Consider the following 4,378-nt stretch of genomic DNA (forward strand, 5'->3'; position numbering starts at 1 on the left):
GGGCGCACGCGACCGCCACTGTGCGGTGGTCGCCGGCACCGGCGATCTCCAGCGCCGTCCAGGTCTCTCGCGAGGCATGGGACCGGATCGCCGCCAAGGTGTCGGCCAGGTCGGGGTCAGCGCCGACCTGATATGCCGCAACGTAACCGGCGTTACTTTCCCGAACTCCGCGCCACGTTTCCCGCGCCGACGGCGCGAAAATTCGCGGGACGTCGTCCGGATCGGTGAAGACTGCGGTCCAGCCGCTTTCGCGCAGTTCGTCAGCAAGCCGCCGTGCCGCGACTTCGGCGGTTTTCCGCAATGGTATTCGCGCCGATCGTGCCTGCAGTGCCGGCAGGTTGTCAGCGGCCGACACGGTCAGTCCGATCCACGTTTGGCGTTGCCGGACCCCGTTGTCCGAGACGGTGTCGCGGCTTGTGACGCGGATGGTGTCCGCGCGAATACCGTAGCGGTCCAGGTACTTCGCGATCAGCGGCAGCGGCAGAGCATCCGAGTCGGCGGCCGGCGGGGTAACCCGCAACAGCTCGGTGGTCTGCACCTCGACCTGCGACGCGTGGGCACGGTGGGAGCCGCGGCGCCGCATCGCCAGCCTACGGCGCAGCGCTGTGGTGAAGTGCAGTCCGCGCCACCAGCCCAGCAGCAGAACGACGACGATGACGGCAACGCCGAGCACCCAGCGCTCCCGTGCCGATTGCCACGGGTAGGCCATGGCTGCGGGCACCGCGGCCAGCAGTGCCAGGGTCACCCGGCCGGTGCCCGGCCAGACGATGGGGGAAGGTCGCGTCACTTGGTTAGTTCCTTTCGTCGGCGCGCGGCGATCGCGGCGGCCACCACAGCCAGCGCGAGGGCCGCGGTACCCGCGAACGCAACGATCCGCGGCGTCGGGTCCTTCCGCGCAGGTGTCGGCGGGGCGGGAATCTGTTTGACCGGTGCCACATCACTCGGGGAGGTCGCCGGGAGTTCCCAGCTCAATGCCGCCACCGGGTCGAGCGCACCGGCACCGACGAGGTTGGACGGCGCGCGGGCTCCATTGTGCGCGGTACCGGTGATGCGTTGAATCACCCGTGCCGCGGGCAGATTCGGGTACTTGCTGCGCACCAGGGCGGCGACACCGGAAACGTAGGCAGCCGAATAGCTGGTGCCGCTCAGCGCGATCTCCTGCTGCCGCTGGTTGGGCAGACCGTTGGCCAGGCCGCCGTCGTCGCGGTTGCTCACCGAGACGATGTTCTCGCCCGGGGCGGCCAATCCCACCCAGGGCCCGGCCATGGTGAACTTGGACGGCTCCGCTTGCGCCGTCAACGATCCCACCGACAGCACGTACGGCTGCCACCAGGATGGCGTGGACACTGATGTCACCCCCGCCCAGTTGCGGGAGTCCTCCGGATGACTCATGTCGGTGAGCGGATTGGATTGGCAGCCCGAGCCGTCGCTGATCGAGCCGGTCAGTGCCGTGTTGCCTGCCGCAGCGACGATCACCGCGTCTTTGTCGACGGCGGCGTAGCGAAGTGCCGCGCCCAGTGCCGACTGGTCGATGCCGCGGTCGGCGGGCAGGCAGGTGACCTTGGAGATGTTGATGACCCGCGCACCGAGGTCGGCGGCATGCACGACCGCGCTGGCCAGCGCCGCGACCTCGATCGACGCCTGCGCTTGCGCCGGATCGCCGCCTTCGGTGCGTGCTGAGAACTTCGCCGAGATGCCGCGGATGGACACCAAGCGGGCGGCAGGAGCCACCCCGGAGAAGCCGTCGTTGCCGGGCTGACCGGCGACGATGCCCGCGACCAGCGTGCCGTGCCCGTCACAATCGGTGAGTCCGTCGGTGGATTCCACATAGTCCCCGCCGGGATCGACGTTGGGCAGCCGCGGCCCGGGCCGCACCCCGGTGTCGATGATCGCGACCAACTGACCTTCTCCCCGTGACAGTTTCCATGCCGCAGGCAGATTGAGCACTGTCTGGCTGGGCGCTGCCTGCCCGGGGTTGCTTCCCGGCAGAACACCTGAGGTCGTGCAGTCGCCGCGGCGCTCCATCGGCGCTGCCGGCGCGGGTTTCCCGCTCGGCGGCTGCACTGCTGGGTCGACCTCAGGCCGGGAGACCGCCAGCGCTGTTGGACAAGTCCCTATCACGACGGCGGAAACCGCTGCGAGAAAGACCAATCCGATCCTCTTCATCGATTGAGCACCCAGCTGAACAGTCCGACCAGGTAGGCGATGACGGGAATCAGCGAGGCGTCGATGCCTGATGCGACGAAGCCGAGCATCCGCCGGACCGGCAATGAGTAGCTCTCGGGTGCAGCGATCACCGGATTGAGCGCCACCACCGCCCACACCAAAACGAGGACCGCGAGTGCGATCACCACGCCCAGCGCGGCGGCGTAGTGCCGGGTGGCGGTGTAAAGCACCAACAACACGACGCTCACCAAGTAGGGCTGTGCCAGCAGCCACGCCTTGCAGGCGGCCGAATCCCATACCCGCGCCCGCAGCGCGGCCGCCGCCGCGGTAGCAGCCACCACGTACCACCCCAGCACCGACAACGTCTCGGGCCGCCAGGCGACGGCCACCGAGCCGAGCAAGCTGAGCAACACTGCCCCGGCGATGAAACCGGTTTGGTGCGCATCACTGATCCGTACCCGCCGCGGCAGGTCTTCCAGAACGCGCAACGACGGCGCCGACGGGGTGGGGTCGCCCGGCGCCGGGATGACCGGCAGCGGGAAACGCGCCCACAGCGCCGAGAGTTGTGCCGCCTGGATGGTGACCAGCAGCGCCGCCACGATGAGCCCGCTGCCGATGGCCAACAGCGGCAACTGCCACAGAGATTCGGCGCCTGCAGCCAGGAACACGCCGGCCCCGAGCACGGTGGTGGCGGTGAAGACACTGATGGCGAACTCGTGTTCGCGGCTGGCCAGCAAGATGGCGATCAGCGACCACGCGACAACTCCGGCGGCAGCGAGAGTCACTTGAGCGGGACCGAATGTCCCCGGCACCAGTAGCGCGAAGGCGGCAGCGATCGGCACCAGCGCCGAGACGGACAGTGCCACCCGCGCGCGCGGTGCGGGCACGGTCAGCGCCGCCAGGCTGTTGAGGACGGCGATGACGCTCACCGCGATCAGCCCGGCCGCCGCGCCGGTGACCACGCGGTGCGTGACCGACAGACCGGTTGCGGCGACGACCAGACTGAGGACCGCTGCCAGCGCTCCGATCTGGATGTGCGTGGCGCCCCACGGCCTGAACCGGGCAGCCGAGAAGATGACTGCCGCGTCGGCGATGTCCTCGACGATGCCGGGCGAAGCCGGACCGACCGGCACGGGCTGTAGCGCAAGCAGGTCACCGTCGACGACACCCACGGTGTCCAGCGTGGCGTCCAGGCTGAACGGCGCTCCTCCGATCGGCGCAAGGCTCAGGCGACCGGGGCTCTCACGTTCAGCGGCGTCACCGTTGGTGGCGGACGGAACCACCAAACGCTGGACGGCGGGCAGGATTTCGCGTAGCGGCACTTCTGCGGGTAGTGCCAGTTCCGTCAGCCGGCTGTCAGTGAGGATGGCGACCCGCACGATCGGCATGACTGCGCCGGTCATTGCGGCCGCTTCAGGTGTTCGCGCGACATGGGTTCACTTTCTTTGTCGTGGTCTGCTGAGACTGTGGGTGAGCTGGTCAAGACGGATGTGCGGTGAAGTCACGGGACATCTTCAAACCCGGGAACCACTGGCCGCCAGGCAGTTCGGCGGTCAGCTGTTCGACGGCCATGGCGATGGCAAGCGATGATCCGGGGCGAAACGTCGATACCCATTCGCCGTCGAAGGCCCGGGACGGGCTGACCAGCACGCGGCCGGTTGTGGTGTCGACGATGCTCATCCCGACTTCGGTGGTGGTGTGCTGTCCATCGACACGGCAGCCGGCCACGATCTCCACATAGCTGCGCGGGCCGCTGAACACCGATTCCACCACGCGGCGTGCTGATTCGGGGATCCCGAGGTAGTCCAAGATCTCAGCCAGCGGTGTGCCGGCCCGCAGCCGCTCGTCGGCCCGGGCCCCGACCCTGGCCGGCATGCTGAATTCGTCGAACCGTGCGGGTGGCCGCTGCGCCAGCCCGGCACCCAACACCCGGGCCAGCGTCCGCGGATCGTCGATCGCCATCGCGGTGAATGTGACGAGTTGCGCGTTTCGCAAGGCGACCACAGCGGTGTCGCCGGCCCACGCGACGATGCCACGTAGCAGTTCGGCGGCTCCCTCGGCATCCGAGTCGGCTTGCGCCGGTAGCACGTAGCGCAAATCCAGCCAGCGTTCCGGGAAGCACACCGCCCGAAGCCACCGGGCCACCGAGGAATTGACGATACCGTCGTCGGAGACGACACCCAGCTGAGTCAGTTCCGCGGCCTGCCGAGCC

4 protein-coding genes are annotated in these 4,378 nt (G+C 68.7%); all 4 read right to left on the minus strand.

The annotated features are described in order from the left end of the window. Window positions 1-787 (minus strand): type VII secretion protein EccE (gene eccE / locus WA317_RS02520; RefSeq protein ID WP_425171539.1); only part of this gene is annotated, 787 nt, incomplete at its 3' end. Beyond that, a complete protein-coding gene (gene mycP / locus WA317_RS02525) occupies window positions 784-2,166 on the minus strand; it encodes a type VII secretion-associated serine protease mycosin (RefSeq protein ID WP_425171540.1) in 1,383 nt (460 codons plus the stop codon). The genes eccE and mycP, both read right to left, overlap by 4 nt. Beyond that, window positions 2,163-3,569: a type VII secretion integral membrane protein EccD gene (gene eccD, locus WA317_RS02530; RefSeq protein WP_425171541.1), complete on the minus strand. Its 1,407-nt coding sequence runs from the start codon at window positions 3,567-3,569 to the stop codon at window positions 2,163-2,165. Before eccD ends, mycP begins: the two co-directional genes overlap by 4 nt. Before the next feature lie 76 nt (window positions 3,570-3,645). Beyond that, on the minus strand, window positions 3,646-4,378 hold a 733-nt coding region (locus tag WA317_RS02535; protein ID WP_425171542.1), incomplete at its 5' end, for an ESX secretion-associated protein EspG.

The sequence above is a fragment of the Mycobacterium sp. genome, from assembly GCF_049802695.1.
Taxonomy (GTDB): domain Bacteria; phylum Actinomycetota; class Actinomycetes; order Mycobacteriales; family Mycobacteriaceae; genus Mycobacterium.